The sequence below is a fragment of the Chryseobacterium sp. PvR013 genome (assembly GCF_017833095.1).
Lineage (GTDB): Bacteria > Bacteroidota > Bacteroidia > Flavobacteriales > Weeksellaceae > Chryseobacterium > Chryseobacterium culicis_A.
In genome coordinates this window covers 3923820-3943303 of sequence record NZ_JAFIBT010000001.1, presented here as the reverse complement: position 1 = coordinate 3943303, position 19484 = coordinate 3923820, and the positions used below count along the sequence as shown (strand labels likewise).

At 36.8% G+C, this 19484-nt stretch carries 16 protein-coding genes; 11 read left to right on the top strand and 5 right to left on the bottom strand.

Going from position 1 to position 19484, the window contains the following annotated elements:
• Positions 1-79: 79 nt before the first annotated feature.
• Positions 80-2611 carry a DUF5686 family protein gene (locus tag JOE44_RS18015; RefSeq protein WP_245169806.1) on the top strand — a complete coding sequence of 844 codons (2532 nt, stop codon included), beginning with the start codon at positions 80-82 and terminating at the stop codon, positions 2609-2611.
• An 85-nt stretch (positions 2612-2696) separates the two neighbouring features.
• Here the strand turns inward: JOE44_RS18015 and JOE44_RS18010 are convergent, their stop codons facing one another.
• The 4 genes from JOE44_RS18010 to rplU all read right to left on the bottom strand — a co-directional run bounded on the left by JOE44_RS18010 (position 2697) and on the right by rplU (position 4269).
• Positions 2697-2870 carry a hypothetical protein gene (locus JOE44_RS18010; protein WP_209786639.1) on the bottom strand — a complete coding sequence of 58 codons (174 nt, stop codon included), beginning with the start codon at positions 2868-2870 and terminating at the stop codon, positions 2697-2699.
• A gap of 206 nt (positions 2871-3076) precedes the next feature.
• Positions 3077-3244, bottom strand: a complete 168-nt coding sequence (locus tag JOE44_RS18005) for a hypothetical protein (protein WP_165791699.1) — start codon at positions 3242-3244, stop codon at positions 3077-3079.
• Between the two features lie 176 nt (positions 3245-3420).
• Positions 3421-3678 (bottom strand): 50S ribosomal protein L27, encoded by a 258-nt coding sequence (gene rpmA, locus JOE44_RS18000; RefSeq protein WP_002984034.1) that lies wholly within the window; start codon positions 3676-3678, stop codon positions 3421-3423.
• Positions 3679-3690: 12 nt separating this feature from the next.
• The gene (gene rplU / locus JOE44_RS17995; protein ID WP_076597840.1) at positions 3691-4269 is read right to left on the bottom strand and encodes a 50S ribosomal protein L21; all 579 of its coding nucleotides are present in this window, start codon (positions 4267-4269) and stop codon (positions 3691-3693) included.
• A gap of 184 nt (positions 4270-4453) precedes the next feature.
• On the opposite strand from rplU, the gene JOE44_RS17990 reads away from it, so the two are divergent.
• The 8 genes from JOE44_RS17990 (at position 4454) to JOE44_RS17955 (ending at position 14487) form a co-directional block, all read left to right on the top strand.
• Positions 4454-5341 (top strand): metalloprotease, encoded by an 888-nt coding sequence (locus JOE44_RS17990; protein ID WP_105684033.1) that lies wholly within the window; start codon positions 4454-4456, stop codon positions 5339-5341.
• A 144-nt stretch (positions 5342-5485) separates the two neighbouring features.
• Positions 5486-6574, top strand: coding sequence for an acyltransferase family protein (locus JOE44_RS17985; RefSeq protein ID WP_209786638.1), 1089 nt, complete (start codon positions 5486-5488; stop codon positions 6572-6574).
• A gap of 74 nt (positions 6575-6648) precedes the next feature.
• Positions 6649-7227 (top strand): tRNA-(ms[2]io[6]A)-hydroxylase, encoded by a 579-nt coding sequence (locus JOE44_RS17980; RefSeq protein WP_062676098.1) that lies wholly within the window; start codon positions 6649-6651, stop codon positions 7225-7227.
• A 24-nt stretch (positions 7228-7251) separates the two neighbouring features.
• Positions 7252-7869 carry a DUF502 domain-containing protein gene (locus JOE44_RS17975; protein WP_047377240.1) on the top strand — a complete coding sequence of 206 codons (618 nt, stop codon included), beginning with the start codon at positions 7252-7254 and terminating at the stop codon, positions 7867-7869.
• A 93-nt stretch (positions 7870-7962) separates the two neighbouring features.
• Positions 7963-9339 (top strand): tryptophanase, encoded by a 1377-nt coding sequence (locus JOE44_RS17970; protein WP_209786637.1) that lies wholly within the window; start codon positions 7963-7965, stop codon positions 9337-9339.
• 322 nt (positions 9340-9661) lie between these two features.
• On the top strand, positions 9662-10738 hold the full coding sequence (locus JOE44_RS17965) for an FAD-dependent monooxygenase (protein WP_209786636.1): 1077 nt from the start codon (positions 9662-9664) through the stop codon (positions 10736-10738).
• Between the two features lie 2 nt (positions 10739-10740).
• Complete coding sequence (locus tag JOE44_RS17960) at positions 10741-11898, top strand: pyridoxal phosphate-dependent aminotransferase (RefSeq protein WP_209786635.1); 1158 nt, start codon at positions 10741-10743, stop codon at positions 11896-11898.
• A 162-nt stretch (positions 11899-12060) separates the two neighbouring features.
• The gene (locus JOE44_RS17955; RefSeq protein WP_209786634.1) at positions 12061-14487 is read left to right on the top strand and encodes a TonB-dependent receptor; all 2427 of its coding nucleotides are present in this window, start codon (positions 12061-12063) and stop codon (positions 14485-14487) included.
• Between the two features lie 42 nt (positions 14488-14529).
• Here the strand turns inward: JOE44_RS17955 and JOE44_RS17950 are convergent, their stop codons facing one another.
• The gene (locus JOE44_RS17950) at positions 14530-15747 is read right to left on the bottom strand and encodes a PQQ-dependent sugar dehydrogenase (RefSeq protein WP_209786633.1); all 1218 of its coding nucleotides are present in this window, start codon (positions 15745-15747) and stop codon (positions 14530-14532) included.
• Between the two features lie 106 nt (positions 15748-15853).
• On the opposite strand from JOE44_RS17950, the gene uvrB reads away from it, so the two are divergent.
• Complete coding sequence (gene uvrB, locus JOE44_RS17945) at positions 15854-17845, top strand: excinuclease ABC subunit UvrB (RefSeq protein ID WP_209786632.1); 1992 nt, start codon at positions 15854-15856, stop codon at positions 17843-17845.
• A gap of 333 nt (positions 17846-18178) precedes the next feature.
• Positions 18179-19474: a hypothetical protein gene (locus JOE44_RS17940; protein WP_209786631.1), complete on the top strand. Its 1296-nt coding sequence runs from the start codon at positions 18179-18181 to the stop codon at positions 19472-19474.
• The last annotated feature ends 10 nt before the right edge of the window (positions 19475-19484 follow it).

Genomic DNA, 19484 nt, shown 5'->3' with positions numbered 1-19484 from the left:
ATAAAAATATTTTACTTTTTCACCTATTTTTTTAATAAACTGCATGCTTTTTGTTTATGATAATTGCCTGAAGAAACGAATGATGTTAAACAATAACTCCCAAAAACACTATCTTTTATTTTTTTTTCTGATTCTCTCCAGTTCCGTATGCGCTCAAAACAGGGCCAGCGGTAAGGTGGTTGACGAAAAGAACAATAAAGAACTGAATAAAGTTGATATTTTTATCAACAATGATAAGAATCCTTCCCTGACGACAACTTCAGGTAGTTTCATCGTTCAGTCAGACAGCATCATTCATCAGTTAAGATTTTCCAGAAAAAATTATACTACAGAAACCCTTGATATTACTCCCGAAAATGCTGAAAATATTTTCGTACAGCTTTCACAGGCTAAAGTAAGTGATATTCAGGAGATTGTTCTTCAAAGTGGTAAAACAAAATACAAGAACAAGAAAGAAAACCCGGCTTATGCGATTATGCAGAAAGTCTGGGCTCAAAAAAGAAATAACGGACTGGAGAAGTTCGATACCTATTCGTATAAGGAGTACGAAAAAACACAGTTTGATCTGAACAATCTAGACAGTGCGTTCATGAAGAAAAAGATTTTCAACAAACTGGATTTTATTTTTGACTATGCAGATTCCACAGCAAGCGGAAGATTAGGCCTCCCTATTTTCATCAATGAAGCCGTTTATGAGAACTTTGGTAAAAACAGACCTGATAAGGACAGCAAAAGAACATTAGTTGCCCAAAAGACTTCAGGTTTTCAGGACAATCAGGTGATTACGGTTTCTGCTAAAAACTTATATCGTGATATTAATATCTACGACAATACTTTAAATTATTTTGATATTGGCTTCCAAAGTCCCGTGGGAACAGATGGCTTCAGCACCTATGATTATAGTCTTATGGACACCATTACTATTCGTGGGGAAAAAGCCTTCCAGATAAGGTATCAGCCTAAGAGAAAAGACATCCTTGCATTCCAGGGAAATCTTTATATTGATACAGATACCTATGCTGTTTTAGGAGCAACATTGAAGTCAACACAGAAAATCAATGTCAACTTTGTCAACAGTGTGTATACTCAGGTGGAATATGACAACCCTGATGACGCTACATTTCTTCCTAAAAAACTGATCACGGAATTTGAAATGAGCCCTTTTTCAAAAAAGAAAGGCGCCAAGAGTATCATAGCCAAAAGGTCAGTAGATTATTCCGATTATCAATTCAACAAACCTCTTGATCCTAAAGTATTCAAACGCACCGAAGAAGAATACGAAGACAAGTTTACCAATAAAGATGAAGCCTACTGGACTAAAGCCAGACCTGATACTTTATCTAAAGCTGAGCAGGGTGTTTATAATATGCTTGATCAGCTTCAGCAGACTCCTAAATTCAACCGAATGGTAAAACTGTTTGAAACGCTTGGTTCAAGATATTATAATGCATTTAAAGGAATAGATATTGGTCCTATCTTTTCAATTTACGGAAGAAATGAGGTAGAAGGAGACAGAATAAGATTAGGAGCAAGAACCTATTTTGGATTGAACGATACCTGGAGAGCTCAGTTTTATACCGCCTACGGATTCAAAGATCAACAGTTCAAATATGGAGTTGAGGCAAGATATATGTTCAATAAGCTTAACCGCTTTATGATTGGGGCAGGAACCAGCAGAGATATTGTTCAGCTTGGAGGACAGCTTACTTCCGGTGATGGGGTTACCCCACAATCTTCATCTTCCAGTACATTTTTTGCAAGAGGAGAAAACATTTCTTTAAGTTCTGTAAACAAAACAAGTGTCTTTGCTGCTATTGAACCCTGGAAAAACTTCCAGATCCGAATAGACGGAGTAATGCAGAGTATTAAGTCTGCTATTCCGGAGAAATTCAACCTGATGTATTATAAAGACGGTCGCCTAAGACAAACAGTGAATGACTCACATGTTACCATCAGTTTAATTGCAAAACCCGGTGCAAAATTCTCACAAACCGGAATTGACCGTTACCAGGCCAGAAACTTAGCTCCAACTATTGTTTTAAGATATACAAGAGGTATTGAAGGGCTATTTAATGCAGATTTCAACTATGACAAATTGCAGTTTATGCTTTATAAACCTTTCCTGATTGGAAGTGTGGGAAAACTAGTGGTTAATTTTGAGGCCGGAAAGAACTTTAATACAGTTCCTTTGGCACTACAGAATATCATTCCTGCCAACCTTTCCTATGGTTTGGTACCCAATACATTCTCTCAGCTTAACTATTATGAATTTGTAGCTGATGCCTATACCACCCTTCAGCTGGAGCACCATTTTAACGGTAAGATACTTTCTTATATTCCGTTGATTAAAAAACTGAAACTTAGAGAGGTTGCCTTCATCAGAGGAGCGTATGGAACATTAAGTGATGCAGCCAAGGCAATCAATGTGGAAGGCTTCAGATATTCAGCGCCCAGCGAACATATTTATTATGAATACGGATTCGGGATTGAAAATATAGGAATCGGAAACCTTAGAATCTTCAGAGTTGATTTCAACTGGAGAGGCAATTACCTTGACAGACCAGATATCTCAAAATTCGGCGTTAAAGCTGGTTTCCAGGTAGGATTCTAAATTGAAAATAAGATAAAACAACTCCAGCGGCTTCTTTGAAGCCGCCGGAGTTTATTTTTTAAACTTTATATAAAGTCAGTGATGCTTAAAAGCACTCACAAGGTTCTTCCACGTCAAGCAGACAACGCATTTTCTGCTCCTTTGTCAGTCCGCACCACGTACTACATGAAGTAATTGGTTTTGGTGGACACCATACTGTACCCGCTCCTCCGTTGATTTCTTTAAGGTTCTTCTTCGTTAATTTCTTTAAATTTTTCATGATTATAATTAGTTTTATTTGTTGCCTACTCTCTCTGCTTTTCGGCTTCCGCAATGATTTTTTTATTTGATTTCGGACAAATATATCAATATTTCACAACCATGAGATATTATTTAACTTTTTTTAATATTTAAAAAAAGCCGAACACATTAAAGGTTCAGCTCTCTTGTTATTTTCAAGAATAATACAATCTGTGCTTATATGTCTTATTCAAAACATTCTGTACATGGCTGAGAAAGCATGCAGTGTGATTTCTGCCACGGAGACCATCTGCACCATTCGTCACAGGACTGAAACATGGAAGGACATACTGCTGCCACACCTCCGGTTACTCCTTTTAAATTCGTTCTGGTTAATTTTCTTACATTTTTCATAGATATTTTGTTTTTAATATTGCCTACTCTTTATGCTTTTCGGCTTTCGCAACTGACTCAAAACTGGGCAGTTAACAAATATAAAATATTTCACGAATAAATGAATGCTTTGAAAACCAGTAAATAAAAAACCTCAGTAAAAACTGAGGTTTTAATTTTTATAAAACGCTTAAAAATTATGCGTTTGGTTCTACAGATACGAAAGATCTGTTGTTTGCTTTCTTTCTGAAAACTACTTTACCATCTACTAATGCAAACAAAGTGTGATCTTTACCGATTCCCACGTTATCACCTGGGTGGTGTTGAGTACCTCTTTGTCTAACAATAATATTTCCGGCAATAGCTTCTTGTCCTCCGAAAATCTTCACACCTAATCTTTTAGAGTGAGACTCTCTACCGTTCTTGGAACTACCGACTCCTTTCTTGTGTGCCATTTTATTACTGGATTATTTATTAAGTGCTTTAAATTGATCGATATTCTTAATGATAGCAGCATCTACTTCTTCATGAGTAAGAATATTCTTTTCTAATTCAACTTTAACTGCTTTACCTAAAGTAATTAAAGTTTCTCTGTTCTCTTTAGACTGAGACAAGTTGTTTTTCTTTAAGTGATAGTTCAACTCGTGATCTTCACCAAAGTTAACAGTTGCGTTGTCAGAAAGAACTTCACCTTTCACAGTTTCTTTTTTAGCAGCAGCTTTTTTAGCTCCACCTTCAAATCCTGTAATACCAGTGATTACGATTTGAGTTAAAGATTGTCTGTGACCGTTTTTCACTTTGTAACCTTTTCTTCTTTTCTTTTTGAAAACGATTACTTTATCAGCTTTTACGTGGTCAAGGATCTCTGCTTCTACAGTGATTCCGTTTACAGCTGGGGCGCCTACAGTGATTGCACCGTTTACAGTAAGAAGAACTTTATCGAAAGAAACTTTTCCTCCTTTATCTCCTTTTAAACGGTTTACAAACAACTTCTGGTCTTGCTCAACTTTGTATTGAAGCCCTGCTATTTCTACAATTGCAAACATTGTTTATAAATTTTTAGTTATTTCGAGGTGCAAATATACATATAATTTTCTAATTAGCTTACAATCAAAGCAATGTTTTTTTAATTAAAATCCTATTCACTATGTTTTGAATAATTTTTTTAAATAATGTACTCACACTTAAGAGATAATTTCATACCTTCGTTTTACCAAATTGAATTTATATATGAAAAGAAACTTTAATCTCTGCTTACTAGCAGGCGCCATTGCTGTTACTTCATTAACAGCATGTAGTGATGACCAAATGGACAACAATGTTCAACCTCAACAAGAAGCACAGAGTGCAAAAATTGATCAGCCAGGAACTACCGAAAAAGGGTGTTCTTATGTTGACAACAACTGGAGTTCCAATTCAGTTTTACTGACCGGGCTTCAAAACACCACAGACACCAATTTTATGAACGGTCAGATGACTAAAATTGCAAGCATGTGGGGAAGAAGCAATCCTACGCTGCGTTTTGTAAACGATCCATCCAATTTCAATTCAACCTATAATGCGATTTCCTACTCTACAGGAAAGATCTATTATGGATATGCAATCTATTATGATGCAAAATCAAAAGGGGGTGATATTGTAAACGCAATGATTCTTGCTCATGAATATGGACATCAGCTGCAGTACATCTTCAATCTTCCTTCTGTATCAGAGTCAACATACAGACCGAACGAACTTGAAGCGGATGGCTTTGCAGGATATTATCTGAGAAGACCTAACGGGTACAATAAAACCAGTTTCCCGGAAATTGCAGCAGCCTATGAATTTGCTCAAAGTATTGGGGACTATCAGACAACGAGTGTTAACCATCACGGAACACCTGCACAAAGAAGATCAGCAGTTCGTTTAGGATTCCTTTTAGGACAGTATGATCTTAATGCTTCCAATTTCGATTATAACTTCTTCTATTATTATCAGGGAGTATTAAACGGAACTTATAAGATGGCTAAGAACACTGTAAATCCTGAAATTGACGCGTATATGAGTCAATATATTGATGAACTTAGAAAAATTCAGTCAGGAGAAATTTCTGCGGAAGAATTTAAACATCTTCAATAAACGAGAACATTCATTTTTAGCATATTTAAGAAAGGAGGCGGACAGTATGTTCCGCCCCTTTTTATTTTAACATTTTTTTTCTCTTTTATAAAATCAATTTGTTTGTATTTTTGAAAAATAAAAAAGAATATCCAAGCAACTACAATGAACAGAGATCTCTACATTGATTTCGCCAAAGGACTGGCCACACTTTCCATCATATTTATCCATACCGCTTTCTGGTCTGGGCAGTTTTATATTCCCACAGAAGTAAGGGTGTTCTCTCTGGTCTTTGATGTCGCACTTTTTTATGCGTTGAGTGGTATTACTTCGGGAGCAAATATTGAAAAAACATTATACCGTCTTCTGAAACTGCAGATCACTTATATGATTTTTGTAACCTTCCTGTTCTTTTTAGATTACTTCTTTAAAGTATTTGGATTGAGTTTCTTTTCTATGGAATGGCTCCAGAGTTTTTACTCCACCTTTGGCTCCAAATATTCAACAACCAGTATTTCAGTCTATCCCCAATGGGAAAATCTTGGAAACTGGTATCTTCATCAGTACACCAACGCCGATACCTTTCCTGTGGTAATGGGAAGCTTCTGGTATCTAAAAGTATATTATATACTCACCGTTTTCGGGGTATTAATTTTAAGGTTTTTCCCAAAACATATCCATTGGTTCATCGGGCTTTGTATAGGTTTAACACTGCTATTCAACATCTTTCCGGAATATTATCCAACGGGACAGGTGGGATATGTCGCTTTCTACCTTGCTGTCTTTTTAATTGGCCACACCATGCGTGGAAAAAAGATTCCTTCCAAAGCAATTCCTGTATTATATGCACTTGTGACCGCAGCACTTATAGGGATGTTCTGGTACTATGGAGGTGATATCTTCTATAAAATCAATAAGAATAAGTTTCCTCCAAAAATCCCTTATATCATCTGGGCATTATTCTCTCTGGTAACTTTATTTGTCCTTTATAACCGACTGAAGATTACAAAAGAAAACTTCATCACCTATATCGGGAAGAATGCCATTTTCTTCTATTTTGCACAGGGAATCAGTTCTTCACTGGTTTATTTCCTTGTAGTTCCATTAAAAGAAAACATGCCGTGGTGGCTTTTGATGATCATTATTTATGGTATTAATATCGTTTTGGCCTTCATTATTTCGGCAGGATTGAAAAAAGTAGATACATCAGGTTGGAATATTCTGGAATTCTTAAGAAGAAAGACCGCATCTTAAGACTTTAATGATCAAATTGAAATAAAGTCACATTCCTTACCTCAATTTGTTTAAATTTACAAAAATTTTACAACATGTTTAAGTTGAAACTACCTACCGATCCAAGGTGGGCAAATATTGCAGAAGGAAACATTGGAGAAATTTTAACGGATCATGCCTGGTGTGAGCAAAAAGCAGCTACCAATGCCATAGGCCTGATTACAATGCTTCCGGAATATCCTGAGATTGTGACCGAACTTCTTGCCATTGCACAGGAAGAATTGGATCATTTTAATCAGGTGCATGAAATCATTAAGAAAAGAGGTTTTACTTTTGGAAGAGCCAGAAAAGATGATTATGTCAATGAACTGGCAAAATTTATTGTGCAGGGAAGCAGAGAAGACCTCATCGTGGACAAAATGCTTTTTGCGGCTATGATTGAAGCCAGAAGCTGCGAAAGATTTAAGGTTCTTACCGAAAACATCAAAGACGAAGAGCTTAAGGTTTTCTACAAAGAACTGATGATTTCTGAAGCCAATCATTACACAACTTTCATAGGATTTGCAAGACAGCTTGGAGATCCTGAAAAAGTAAACAAACGTTGGGAAGAATGGCTGGAATATGAAGCCAATATCATTAAATCCTACGGAAACAAAGAAACCATCCACGGTTAAAATAAAAATAGTAAAGAGTATCCATTGAAGAAGCCAAGCTTTGAAAATATCGCCAATCTATTCCTGAAAAATTTTTTCCAGGGGCTCGTGATCATTGGTCCTATCGGGCTTACCATTTTTGTCATCTGGTATATCGTAAGTGCGATTGACAATCTTGTTCCTTCTCTTGCCAAGCAGATTCCGGGGCTCGTATTTGTATCCATCATTCTGTTTACGGCTATTTTAGGATATTTAGGAAATAAATTCGTTGTCGGAAGATTCTTTTTCGATACGATGGACAGCTTACTGGAGAAAACTCCGGGAGTAAAACATATCTATACTCCCACGAAAGACGTGATGTCTTCATTCGTGGGCGACAAGAAAAAATTCAACGATCCTGTATGGGTAAAAACCAATGAGAATCCGGAAATCTGGAGAATCGGCTTTTTAACTCAAAAAGAAATGTCGGACGTTGACAAGCATAATTACGTTGCGGTATATCTTCCCCACTCGTACGCCATCTCGGGCTGGGTAATTGTTACTGAAGAAAAAAACATCAAACCTGTAGTGGGAATGACAGCAGCTTCTGCCATGAAGTTTGCAGTGAGTGGCGGTGTAGCCGGATTCCATTCTGATGAAAATATATTTAAGGCTCCGGAATAATTTCTTTTTCCGCCTTATTTATACATTGATGAAATTTGAAAAATTATTTTCAAGCACATTTTCTTTACAAACAATTTAAAACATATTTAACTCATGAATTTACCGTACGCGGAACCTTTCCGCATTAAAATGGTGGAGGAAATCTACCAATCTACAAGAGAAGAAAGAGAGCAATGGCTTAAAGAAGCTAATTACAATCTTTTCAATTTAAGATCTTCACATGTTTACATTGACCTGCTTACGGATTCCGGAACCGGAGCAATGTCTGACAGACAATGGTCAGCTTTGATGACAGGAGATGAAAGCTATGCAGGATCCCGTTCTTTCGAACAATTACAGAAAACTGTCGAAAAAATTACAGGATTCAAATATTTATTACCAACGCACCAGGGAAGAGCAGCAGAAAACGTTCTTTTTTCAGTATTGGTAAAAGAAGGTGATGTAGTTCCCGGAAACTCTCATTTTGATACCACAAAAGGACATATCGAAATCAGAAAAGCTCATGCCATCGACTGTACAATTGATGAAGCTTTTGATATTAATGATCTTCACCCTTTCAAAGGAAACATCAACCTTGAAAAACTGGAAGAAGTTTATAAAAGCCATCCTAAAGAAAACATTCCTTTCTGTTTAATTACCATTACCTGTAACTCTTCCGGAGGACAGCCTGTTTCTTTGGAGAACATGAAGGCGGTAAAAGCTCTTTCTGACCAATATGGAATCCCTGTATTCTTTGATTCAGCAAGATTTGCAGAGAATGCTTATTTCATCAAAAAGAGAGAAGCAGGACAGGAAAACAGAAGCATTAAGGATATCTGTAAAGAGATTTTCTCTTATGGAGACGGGATGACAATGAGTTCCAAAAAAGACGGTTTAGTAAATATAGGAGGTTTCATTGCATTGAATAATGAAGAAGTTTTCAGAAAAGCTTCCAATTTTACCATCATCTACGAAGGGTTTATTACCTATGGAGGAATGGCCGGAAGAGATATGGCAGCATTGGCAGTTGGTCTTGATGAAGCTACTGAATTTGCTTACCTTGAAAGCAGAATTTCTCAGGTTGAATATCTGGGGAATAAATTAATAGAATATGGAATCCCTGTTCAGAAACCTATTGGAGGACATGCTGTATTCATTGATTCTTTAAATTTCCTTCCGAATGTTTCCCGTGAAGAATATCCGGCACAGACCTTAGGACTTGAAATTTATAAGGAAGCAGGGATAAGAACTGTAGAAATCGGAACTTTGTTAGCCGACAGAGATCCTGCAACAAGAGAAAACCGCTATCCGAAGTTAGAATTGGTACGTCTGGCAATTCCTAGAAGAACTTATACCAACAACCATATGGATTATATTGCTGCTGCTATCAAAAACGTATATGAAAGACGTGAAGAAATAGCAAAAGGATACAAGATCACCTGGGAACCGGAAATCTTAAGACACTTTACTGTTCAGCTTGAAAAAGCGTAATGATAGAACCGGAAATTTTTTCCGGTTTTTTTATGCATTCATATTTGAGAATTCATCAAACAGGAAGAAGTTTACCTGTTTTTGTTTTCGCTGTCATCACTAACCCAACAACCTTATAATCACTTAGATATTATAAATAAAATCAATCATATTTTTTTATTGCTAATAATATGTCATGCTTTTCATTTTATTTTTTATAAAACAAAAATCAAATTGACCATTTTTTGAGATAGTGAAGGTTTTTAATTTTAATTTTGTATTTATCTAAAGGAGATAAAAAAAATACTTAAAAAACCAACCTGAAAAATACATTATTCCGCAAATGAAGAAAATTGCTGTCGTGGGCGCCGGTATTTCCGGCTTAAGCATGGCGAATTACTTAGAAAAATACAAGATTGATTATCACATTTATGAAAGAAGAAAAAGGAAAGATCTGGCAGGTCACGGCTTTCTCATTCCGAAGGAAGGGATGGACTATCTTTATCAAATCATTACCCCTGATCTTCTTCTCAAAAATGGAAATTTCCTGAAAAAATATGTACAGTATTCTCACACCGGAAAATTTCTGGCAGAAAAAGATCTGGATAATGTTTTTGCAATTTCGAGACACGCATTGATTAATCTGTTAGCCCAAAACATTTCTGCTGAAAAGATATCATACGAAGAAACCATATTCTACGATGATCAGCAAAGTGACAACCTTAAGTTTTCTGACGGAACCAATGTTGGTGCAGATATTATTGTTATTTCTGACGGATCCAGAAGCCGCATCAGGAAGAATCTTTTTAAAGATGAAATAATGAGAATGGTAAGAGAAAGTGAGGTCGTTAATATCATTCAGAATAAAGAAATTGCAGATTCTATTGAAAATGACTTTATGAAATTTCATCATGAAGAAGGCGGTCTGACATTCGGGATTCTTAAGCTGTCTGATGATACGATTCTTTGGTATTCACAGTTTGATAACCAAAAATACACAATCAATGAGTGTTCTGCAGAGAACCTAAGAAAATATATGCTTGAAGTTTTTGAAAACTGGCATCCTATAGTTCCGGAAATCATACGAAAATCAGACTATAAAAATGTACATTTATGGAATGTTTATGAGCTGGAAGAACTCAATCCATTTTATAAACAAAACACCGTATTTATCGGTGACGCAGCACATCCACTGATTCCATTTACAAGCCAGGGAGTTACTTCTGCTTTGAAAGATTCTTTTTTACTAACGAAATATTTAGTTGAAGAAAATTCCGTAGAGTATGCTTTCAGTAAATATGAGTCTGAGAGAAAACCTGAAATCGAGTTTCACATCAGCAATGGGAGGATATTACTCAATCAGTTTTTACTCCCTCTCAACCAACAAACAGAAAATATTTTACCCATATCTTATAAATAAATATGTTCACCAATAACGATATCAACTTTGAAGCGCTAAAAAGAAAGGCCTACAACGGAAGATGGGCAACCCTGGAAGACGGAATTATCCCTCTTACAGCTGCAGATCCCGACTTCAGAACAGCTCCCGAAATAGAACAGGGAATTATTGAATACCTGAAAGATGGCTACTTAAGTTACGGCCCGTTTTCAGGACTTCCGGAATTCAAAAAAAGTATTGCAGATCATTTTAACGCTGAAAAACACGGAAATTTATCTCCTGAAAATGTACTGGCAGTCAATAGTGCTGCACAGGGAATGTTTCTGGTCGCGTCCTATGTTCTTACCCCCGGAGATGAAGCCATAATTCTGGATCCGGTAGATTTTCTTTTCAAAAAATCGGTAGAAACGGCAGGAGGAAAAGTAATATTATGTCCCGTGGATACAGTGACGGGAGAAATTGATTTTGAAAGGCTGGTTTCTTTAATCAGTCCTAAAACCAAGCTTATCAGCATATGCAATCCTCATAATCCACTTGGAAAGGTTTATTCTAAAGAAATATTGATTAAAGTAGCAGAGATTGCTTCAGCCCATGATCTTTGGGTCATGAGTGATGAAATCTGGAGTGATATTATTTATGACAATAAAAACTTTCATACCTATTCTTCAGTATCTGAGAAGGCCAAGAAAAAGAGCTTTACAGTATATGGATTTTCAAAATCATTCGGAATAGCAGGATTGAGAATCGGAGCTGTACTGTGCAATGATCAGGAGATCCTTGAAGATTTCACAGAGAAATCCAATTTCAATTCAACGATAGAAGGCGTTTCTACTTTGTCACAGATCGCCGGAAGTGTAGCTTTGGAAAAAGCAAAACCATGGTATAAGGAATTTTTAGCGCATTTACAGAGTAACAGGAATCTTGCGTTTACATTATTAAGCCGTTCAGAAATTCTAACTCCTAATCTGCCTGAGGCAACTTTTGTACTGTTTCCAAAGATAGAAAACGGAATGTCCAGTGATGAATTTGCCCAGCACGTTTTAAAGCACGGAAAAGTAGCGATTGTTCCCGGATCAGAAAGATGGTTCGGAAAAGGCGCAGAAGGACATATCAGAATTTGCTTTTCTACCTCACAGGAAATTTTAGAAGAAGGAATTAACAGAATCATTACCAGCTTTTAACATTAAAATTTTTAATTAAATTCGGATAATACATTATTATTTTTCCGAATTTAACCCAAATCCACATTAAATTAAGATATTCATACTAAATATTTTATTTTAATGTTGATTTAAAAATAAATATTGATAATTTTGATTGAATCACCACTTAAAATTATTAATATGAAAATAAAATACATCAGCATTATTTTCCTTGGAGTTTCTACTCTCTCCTATGCCCAGCAAATAAAAGATACACTGAAAGAATCAAAGATTGACGAAGTAGCCATTACCGGAAGCCGAAACAAAAAAAGAACGGTAGTCAATACACCTGTACCCATCGATATTATAGACATTAAACAGGTAAGCCAGTCCACAGGACAGGTAGAAATTAACCAGCTTTTGCAATTTTCTGCTCCATCTTTCAACTCCAATAAACAATCAGGATCTGACGGTGCTGATGCTGTAGATCCGGCTACTTTAAGAGGTCTTGGCCCTGATCAGACTTTACTTCTTTTAAATGGAAAACGATACCATCAGTCTTCACTGATTAATCTTTTCGGAACCAAAGGAAGAGGAAATACCGGATATGATATGAATACCATTCCGATTGGCGCTATAAAAAGAGTGGAAGTTCTTCGTGACGGAGCATCAGCTCAGTACGGTTCGGATGCTATTGCAGGAGTAATTAATGTTATTCTGAATGACAGAGACAAAGGTTTTGAAGGAAATCTATTCACAGGAATGAATCTTTTTAAAAGCCCCGGAAACAATGATGTGGTCTCTGATCATAAAATAGACGGAACTACTTTTGATTTCAGCGGAAATTTAGGAACTAAAATAGGTTCAAAAGGAGGTTTTGGAAACTTTACCGTAGAGTTTATCAATAAAGATTATGCGATACGAAATGCGAATCCGGATGTGTACACATCGCCAAGACAGCGTTTCGGGGATGCAAAAGCGCAAAACATTTACTTTTTTGGAAATATTGAGGTACCCTTAACTGATGGTCTGAAATTCTATTCCCGTCAGGGCTTTTCACATAGAAACACTAAGGCTTATGCCTGGACCAGAACACCTGATGCAGACGGAAATATTCCTGAAGTTTATCCTAACGGATTCAACCCGATTGAAAACACCAGCATTACAGATTTTACTTTTGATAATGGTTTAAAATTCAAAGTTGCAAACTGGGATGTAGATTTCTATAATGCTTTTGGTAACAACAGATTTACTTACCAGATTGATAATACGATCAATGCTACTTTAGGAGTTAAATCTCCTACAAGCTTTAATGCAGGAGGACACTCACTGCTGCAGAATACCACTGGGTTTAATGCTGTGAAACAATTTAAAGTACTGGAAGGGCTTAATATCGCTTTCGGATCAGAATTCAGATATGAAAAATTTGACATCATCAAAGGAGAAGAAGCCTCATATGCCATGTATGATATTAATGGAAATGTAGTTACAAAAGATACTCCTCAAAATTTATTGGTCACCAATCCTTCGAGTGGCAATGTAAGGCCTGGCGGCTCTCAGGGATTCCCGGGATATTCTACTGATACCGGTAAAAGCAGAAATAACTTTGCGGCGTATGTAGACACTGAACTGGATGTAACCAAAAACTGGATGATAAGTATTGCCGGAAGGTTTGAAAATTATAATGATTTCGGAAGTACCCTGAATGGTAAGTTTGCTACAAGATACGCTATCACTCCACAGTTTGCATTCCGTGGGTCTGTTTCTACAGGATTCAGAGCGCCTTCTCTGGCTCAGAAATACTACAGCCAACAGTTTACCAACTTCCAGGGAGGGCAGTTGGTTACAATTCAGCTGGCATCTAACGACAGCAAGCTGGCAAGCAGCCTTGGAATCCCTCAACTGAAACAGGAAACCTCTGTGAACGGAAGTGCCGGATTTACTTTCAATACAGGAAAATTCACGGCAACAATAGATGGCTACTATATTCGTGTAAAGGACAGAATCGTTTTGACGGGATATTTTGCACAAGCAGACTTGCCGGCAGATGTTCAGGCAGAGAATCCATTCATCGATCAGGTACAATTCTTTTCCAATGCTATTGATACCAAAACAAAAGGGGTTGACCTTATCTTAAGTTATACTGAAAACATTGGTTCCGGAAAACTGACTGCTACTTTAGCCGGAAACTATAATGATATGGAAATCACCAAAGTAAATACTTCAGAACAGCTGGCGGGAAAAGAAGACATTTACCTGAGTGCAAGAGAAAAGGCTTTTATCCTTGCTTCAGCTCCGAAGACCAAGGTTAATTTAAATCTTAATTATAGACTCAACAAATTTAATGTAAACTTACAGATGGTAAGGTTCGATAAAGTAACCCTGATTGGCTATGACGACTCAGAACAGGTCTATAACCCAAAAGTTACCACCGATCTTTCTTTCGGATATGAATTCTGCAAGAATCTGAATCTGACTTTAGGAAGTAAAAATCTGTTCAACAGATATCCTACTTTACAGACCTCTCATGTATCCAGCGGAAATACAGAAGCCGGAGGTATCTTTGATCCTGTACAGATGGGATTTGCCGGAAGACAGGTTTTTGCCAGACTCAACTTTAAGTTTTAACTGAAAATAAAAACTCCTGAGAATCTTCAGGAGTTTTTTATGTTATTTTTTTGAAATTTTATAAAGCTTACCACTGTCTGTTACAGCATAGAGATTTCCGTCCATCCCATTCAATACATCACGGAAACGTTCTTTCTGATCTGCAAGAAGGCGTTCTTCTCCCACTACTTTATTATCTTTCATTACGATTCTGTTGATATGCTCGCCACTCAGACATCCGATAATGAGGTTTCCTTTCCATTCATCAATATTCCCTGTGTAAAAGGTAATTCCACTGGGTGAAATCACAGGATCCCAATAATAAACCGGTTGTTCTGTTCCTTCTCTTTGGGTTATTCCCTTTCCTACCTTGTCTCCGGAATATTCAATCCCATACGTTACGTCTCCCCATCCATAATTTTTTCCCGGTTGAATCAGATTAATCTCATCTCCTCCTCTCGGCCCCATTTCCACATCCCATAAATTTCCATTGGAATCGATTGCCATACCTTGAGGATTACGGATACCATAGGCATAGATCTCAGGCTTAAAGCCTTGCTTCCCAATAAAAGGATTTCCCGGAGCAGGCTTACCTTCTTTTGTAATCTTTAGAATTTTTCCAAGATAATTATCTGTTTTCTGAGCGTATACGCGGGTTACTTTATCTGATCTTTCTCCGGTACTGACAAATAAGTTTCCATCTTTATCAAAAGCCAGACGGCTTCCATAATGCTTATCTCCGTCATAAGAAGGTTCGGCACGGAAAATAACTTTCACCTCTGAAATATTTTTGAGATCTGCAGACAACTTCCCTTTCGCAACAGACGTTAAGTTTCCTTTTCCAAATGGTTCAGAAAAACTGAAGTAAATAATACCATTGGTTTTAAAATCAGGATCAAGGGCTACATCAAGCATTCCTCCCTGCCCTTTAGAATCCACTTTTGGAAAGCCTTCAATTTTTGACACCTGTTTTCCATCTGTTGAAACAACATTCATATGACCTTTTTTATCCGTAATGAGAAACCTCCCGTCAGGCAAATTGATAATTCCCCAGGGCCTTCCCAAATCTTTATTCAATATTTCTACATTATAGGCGGTTGTTGTCTTCACAGCCTTGATTCTTGTCTGTCCTTTAAATGCCGGCTTATAATCAGAATTAGGATTTTCCGTTTCCACACTTCCGTCATTTCCTGTCTTCTGAGCATTGGCATGATTCTCTTTACATGAAGATAAAAAAAGAAAAAGGCTTACTACAGGGATGTAAAATTGATTGATTTTCATAGCATTACGATTAGGTGATTGTAGGCTATGAATGGAAAAATAATGCCATAAAACATTATCCTGCCTAATAATTTCTTTTGTATTTTTGTTGTATACATTCTTTTCTATGGATTTTAAGCTTCAATCAGAATATAAACCTACAGGAGATCAGCCTCAAGCTATTGAAAAACTTACCGAAGGAATAGAGATCGGTGAAAAATATCAGACGCTTCTTGGGGTAACAGGTTCCGGAAAAACCTTTACGGTTGCAAATGTTGTACAAAATGTTCAGCGTCCGACATTAGTCCTGGCACACAATAAAACACTGGCAGCACAGCTTTTTATGGAATTTAAAGAATTCTTCCCGGAAAATGCGGTGGAATACTTTGTCAGTTACTATGATTACTACCAGCCAGAGGCCTATATTGCCACAACAGGAACTTACATTGAAAAAGATTTGAGTATCAATGAAGAGGTAGAAAAATTACGTCTTTCCGCTACGGCCAGTCTTCTTTCAGGGAGAAGAGACGTTTTGATTGTAGCCTCCGTTTCATGTATTTATGGTATCGGAAACCCCACAGAATTTCATAAATCTTTAATTTCCATAGCGATTGGTGAGAAGGTCACAAGAACCGCACTTCTTCACTCATTAGTAAACGCACTCTATGCCAGAACATTAAACGAGTTCCAAAGAGGGACATTCCGAGTGAAGGGAGATGTAATTGATGTTTTTCCTGCCTATACTGATAATGCCATCAGAATTCAGTTTTTTGGAGATGAAATTGAAAAAATCCAAAGCTTTGATCCTGTAACGGGGAATGTAGAAGACAATTTTGATCAGATACAAATTTACCCTGCCAATCTTTTTGTAACCTCAAAGGAGACCTTAAACGGCGCCATTAAAGACATTCAGGATGATATGGTAAAACAGGTTGATTTCTTTAGCTCTGTTGGAAAACCATTAGAAGCCAAGCGACTTCAGGAAAGAACCGAATTGGATCTTGAAATGATTAAGGAGCTGGGCTATTGTTCAGGAATTGAGAACTATTCGAGATACCTGGATGGCCGTCTTCCGGGAACAAGACCTTTCTGCCTGATTGACTATTTTCCTAAAGACTTTTTGATGGTTATTGATGAGAGCCACGTCACAGTTCCACAGGTTCATGCCATGTATGGTGGTGACCGAAGCAGAAAAGAAGCATTAGTGGAATATGGTTTCAGACTTCCGGCTGCTATGGACAACAGACCTTTAAAATTTGAAGAATTTGAGGCCATTCAGAATCAGGTAATATATGTATCTGCAACTCCTGCAGATTATGAGCTTGAGAGAACCGGAGGCGCTTATATAGAGCAGATTATCCGTCCAACAGGACTTCTTGACCCTATTATTGAAGTAAGACCTACCATCAACCAGATTGATGATCTGATGGAGGAAATCCATAAAAGATCTGATGCTGATGAAAGAGTACTGGTAACCACTTTAACGAAGAAAATGGCTGAAGAACTTACGAAATATTTTACCAAATTCGGGATCAGAACACGATATATTCACTCTGATGTTGAAACACTGGAACGTATTCAGATCATGCAGGATCTTCGTTTAGGGCTTTTTGATGTATTAATTGGAGTCAATCTATTAAGAGAAGGACTGGATCTACCAGAAGTTTCATTAGTAGCCATTCTTGACGCGGATAAAGAGGGAATGCTCAGAAGCAGAAGATCAATGATACAAACCGTAGGGCGTGCCGCAAGGAATGTAAACGGAAAAGCGATCATGTATGCAGACAAAATCACCAAATCAATGCAGGCTACATTGGATGAAACCGAATACCGTCGTGCCAAACAAATGAAGTATAATGACGATCACGGCCTTAAACCAAAAGCTTTAAATAAAAAGATTTCTGAGAACCTGGTAGGGAGAAGCAAAGATTTCCCCGATGAAAAATATACCCAAAAAGAAATTCTTCAGAAAGTTGCTGAAACAAAAGCCAGTTACGCAAGTGAAGATATTGAGAAAATGATTGCCCAGAAACAGAAAGAAATGGAAGCTGCCGCAAAAAATCTTGATTTTATAAAAGCAGCCAAACTGAGAGATGAAATTGCAGCTTTAAAAGCTTAAACAACTGATAATAAAAAATTTTCGGCGGCATCTTCGATGCCGCCGAAACTATTTTATAAGGGTCTATTTAATTTTTACAACCCATTTCTTACAGCTGCTCTGATAGGAGTCAAAAGATCCATCAGTCGTTTAATTTTATTTAATACGAGATTGACAACTAAAATAATATAGCACATTTTGTCGCTCCACATATATAAATTTGGGGGAAAATATTTCAAAACATGGGGAAAACCATATGTTACCAAATGAAAAATATTATATATTTGCCGACTTAAAAATTATAACAAATCGATGAACAAAAAATTTATTTTGCGGTTACTGTTACTAGTAACAGTGTCTCTGTTTTTTTTCAATTCTTGTAGAACCGATGAAGCTATACAGGAAGAAAAAAGAACTGAAAGAGAAAAAATCGAAGCATTTAGTAGGTTTGAGAGCAATCTGAACTCTCAAAAACACACACAAAAGAACTCTGAATACATTAGTTATCACGAACCTTTTAAGGAAATTATTCAGACATTCATGAATAATAATCCTGTTTTTACACAGAAATTCCAGAATGAAGTAGGAGAAATCTATTTTGATCTTAGAAGTATTACTTACGGAGAAACAACAAAAGGAATTGCCTACCCAATCATAAAAGACGGCTCAGTTAATGCAGTATTGGTAGGATTGGTGACTCCCAAAAGAGATTGGGTTAATTTTATAGTATTGAAAAATAATTCACCCGAAGTACAGAGTATGATTTCAAATTTTCAAAAGGTTTATCATTCACCTTCAATAGTATCAAGAGGTGGACAGCCTGAGCAAACAGAAGATATACTACCCGTCATAATTACTGTTTATGGAGACATTACTGGACCTGTTAATCATTATTACCAGCCTTATGTAGATTACGGAAGCAATGGTGGCGGAATGAGCGGCGGATCTGAGACCTATGGAGGTTCAGGTGGTGGAAGCCAAACACAAAACCCTCAGGACCCTAAGAATCCTTGTGAAAAGACTACTGGTATAATAACCAATACTACTGTCAAAGCAAAAATTGATGAACTTAAAGCACAATCTACTTTAGGTGGTGAAAAAGGAGTAAAATTTAAAGTAGACGGAACACCTTCTGAGATAATACCTGGCCTGGCACACAGTGTAAATTTCAAGGATAAAACAGGTTATGCAGGAGGTTATCATAATCATACTCCAACAGGAATACCTATGTTATCGCCAAATGATATTGACCAGCTTTTAGGCTTTGCAAGAGCACAACCAACTTCCAATCCTGCAAATGTAAATAATGCATATGTTGGAATGGTTGCTCCAAATGGTATGCATTATGTTATTTGGTTTAATGGAACTTATGAGAATGCTGTAACAAATTTTTCCCAGGAAGATTTGAATAAATATAAAAAAAAATATATAGAATTGGAGTCTAATTTAACAGATGAAGCAAAAAATGGAATGACTTATATGAATGGTGATGGGACAATTAATAATTTAGGAGTAGAAAAACTTTTTTTTGAAACATTAAAGGATATGGGATTGGAAGGAAAAGTTAATTTACAAAGAATAGAAAATGATGGTACTGTAAAAAATATTAATCTGAATGCCAATAATCAGCCAATCTCAAGTACTTGCTAATAGTAAATCA

What these genes read in the sequence shown, in the direction of transcription:
- JOE44_RS17965 (WP_209786636.1), top strand. Translation starts at nt 9,662, where the DNA reads ATGAAGAAAATTGCTGTCGTGGGCGCCGGTATTTCCGGCTTAAGCATG.
- JOE44_RS17985 (WP_209786638.1), top strand. Translation starts at nt 5,486, where the DNA reads ATGAACAGAGATCTCTACATTGATTTCGCCAAAGGACTGGCCACACTT.
- JOE44_RS18015 (WP_245169806.1), top strand. Translation starts at nt 80, where the DNA reads ATGATGTTAAACAATAACTCCCAAAAACACTATCTTTTATTTTTTTTT.
- JOE44_RS17950 (WP_209786633.1), bottom strand. Translation starts at nt 15,747, where the DNA reads ATGAAAATCAATCAATTTTACATCCCTGTAGTAAGCCTTTTTCTTTTT.
- rpmA (WP_002984034.1), bottom strand. Translation starts at nt 3,678, where the DNA reads ATGGCACACAAGAAAGGAGTCGGTAGTTCCAAGAACGGTAGAGAGTCT.
- uvrB (WP_209786632.1), top strand. Translation starts at nt 15,854, where the DNA reads ATGGATTTTAAGCTTCAATCAGAATATAAACCTACAGGAGATCAGCCT.
- JOE44_RS17990 (WP_105684033.1), top strand. Translation starts at nt 4,454, where the DNA reads ATGAAAAGAAACTTTAATCTCTGCTTACTAGCAGGCGCCATTGCTGTT.
- JOE44_RS17960 (WP_209786635.1), top strand. Translation starts at nt 10,741, where the DNA reads ATGTTCACCAATAACGATATCAACTTTGAAGCGCTAAAAAGAAAGGCC.
- JOE44_RS17970 (WP_209786637.1), top strand. Translation starts at nt 7,963, where the DNA reads ATGAATTTACCGTACGCGGAACCTTTCCGCATTAAAATGGTGGAGGAA.
- JOE44_RS18005 (WP_165791699.1), bottom strand. Translation starts at nt 3,244, where the DNA reads ATGAAAAATGTAAGAAAATTAACCAGAACGAATTTAAAAGGAGTAACC.
- rplU (WP_076597840.1), bottom strand. Translation starts at nt 4,269, where the DNA reads ATGTTTGCAATTGTAGAAATAGCAGGGCTTCAATACAAAGTTGAGCAA.
- JOE44_RS18010 (WP_209786639.1), bottom strand. Translation starts at nt 2,870, where the DNA reads ATGAAAAATTTAAAGAAATTAACGAAGAAGAACCTTAAAGAAATCAAC.
- JOE44_RS17955 (WP_209786634.1), top strand. Translation starts at nt 12,061, where the DNA reads ATGAAAATAAAATACATCAGCATTATTTTCCTTGGAGTTTCTACTCTC.
- JOE44_RS17980 (WP_062676098.1), top strand. Translation starts at nt 6,649, where the DNA reads ATGTTTAAGTTGAAACTACCTACCGATCCAAGGTGGGCAAATATTGCA.